Source organism: Mesotoga infera, from assembly GCA_011045915.1.
Lineage (GTDB): Bacteria > Thermotogota > Thermotogae > Petrotogales > Kosmotogaceae > Mesotoga > Mesotoga infera_D.
The window spans coordinates 1-1849 of record DSBT01000339.1 but is presented as its reverse complement, the minus strand read 5'-3'; the positions used below and the strand labels follow the sequence as shown (position 1 = coordinate 1849).

Sequence of the window (1849 nt, the reverse complement as noted above, 5' to 3'; positions counted from 1 at the left end):
GATTGATGAGATAAGAAAGAATGGCTATATCCTTACCCCTGGCCGTTACGTAGGCATGGAAGAGATCGAAGACGACGGCGAACCCTTCGAAGAGAAGATGGAAAGACTCACGACCGAACTCGCGAAGCTCTTCAAAGAATCGAGAGAACTGGAAGAAGAGATCAGGAAGAACCTGGAGGGTATTGGGTATGGGTTGTAACAATCTAAAATCTCTATGTCAATCAGAACAGAGATCAATCAAACTGAAAGAGATTTGCTCGAAAATCGGAAGTGGTGCCACACCAAGGGGAGGAGAAAAATCGTATAAGGAGGATGGAATTCCACTAATAAGGAGCCTGAATATCTACGATCTCGATTTTGAATACAAGAACCTGGCCTTAATTGACGAGTTTCAAGCCAGAGAGCTTGAAAATGTTATTGTTGAACCTGGAGACATCCTCATCAACATCACGGGTGCATCAGTTGGAAGATGCACGATACCACCTAAAGAATTACTGCCGGCCCGAGTTAATCAGCATGTATCTATTATTAGGATAAAGTCTGAAATCGCTGATCCATACTTTGTCCTCTATTATCTAGTTAATCCAAATACGAAGAACAAGCTTCTAGGATTTGCCAGTGCAGGCGCAACTAGAGAGGCTCTTACAAAGTCGATGTTGGAAGATCTAGACATAGATCTACCAAGTATATATACTCAGAAGGGAATAGCCCTTGTTCTCAAGGCATTTGATGACAGAATAAAAGCAAATCGCAAAATCAACAGGATGCTCGAAGAAATAGCAAGGGCGATATTCAAGCACTGGTTTATAGACTTCGAATTCCCAAATGAAAACAGTGAGCCTTACAAGTCCTCCGGCGGCGAAATGATCGACTCCTCCCTCGGCCCTATTCCCAAAGGGTGGAAAGTTTCATACATAGGTGATTTGCTTCAAATCAAAAGAAAATCCGTTTCCCCAGAAGAAGTCCCTACCGAGTTTCCATATATTGGGTTGGAGCACATGCCAAAAGGCTCGATATGTCTTGATATTTGGGGACAGGTAGGTACTGTGAAAAGCGAAAAAATGAGATTCAACAAAGGAGACATTCTCTTTGGCAAACTTAGACCCTATTTCCATAAAGTTGGAATTGCACCGGTAGATGGTGTTTGCTCTACCGATATCCTTGTTCTTAATGTTGAAGACAGTAACTATTGGAGTTTAGCGGTAGAGTCCGTTGCGAGGAAAGAATTCATCGATTATGCTTCTGCAGTCTCAACAGGCACAAGAATGCCAAGAGCAAACTGGGAAGACTTGAAAAGATTCAAGGTATCGATTCCATGTGGAAGTCATAGCCTAGTATTAGAAAGATTTGATAACATTTTTCGTAACTACGTGTCTGCATTTTTCGAAGGAATTTATGAATCCAAGGTTTTGTCTATGATGAGAGACAATCTCCTCCCGAAACTCATGTCAGGAGAAATCAGAGTTCCAGTCTCTGAGAAAGAAGTCGATCAATTCTAGAGGCGGAAAGTCATTCACCGATGTGAGAAGCGGCATTTGCGAAAGATATGGGGTGATTCCAGTGCCAAAGGCAATGACTGAATCGGAAATTGAAGTGATAGCTCTGGATATCCTGACGGAGATCGGGTATGAAAGGCTCTTCGGGCCGGATATTTCACCAGACGGTCATTTTCCCGAACGTAGCACATACAGGGATGTCGTTCTAATCGAGCGCCTCCGCAGATCTCTGGCCAGAGTCAATCCCCACATATCCCTGGACGGCATAGATAAAGCCGTGAGAAAGATTGTCGCGCAAGAGAGTCCGGATATAGTCGAGAATAACAAGAGCTTTCACAAATATCTGACTGAAG

3 protein-coding genes are annotated in these 1849 nt (G+C 43.3%); all 3 read left to right on the top strand.

Features of this window, described 5'->3' with window-relative positions; translation table 11 throughout:
• On the top strand, positions 1–199 hold a 199-nt coding region (locus ENN47_10910), incomplete at its 5' end, for an SAM-dependent DNA methyltransferase (protein ID HDP78668.1).
• Positions 189–1499 (top strand): restriction endonuclease subunit S, encoded by a 1311-nt coding sequence (locus tag ENN47_10905; GenBank protein ID HDP78667.1) that lies wholly within the window; start codon positions 189–191, stop codon positions 1497–1499. The genes ENN47_10910 and ENN47_10905, both read left to right, overlap by 11 nt.
• A 61-nt stretch (positions 1500–1560) precedes the next feature.
• Positions 1561–1849 (top strand): hypothetical protein (locus ENN47_10900; protein ID HDP78666.1); only part of this gene is annotated, 289 nt, incomplete at its 3' end.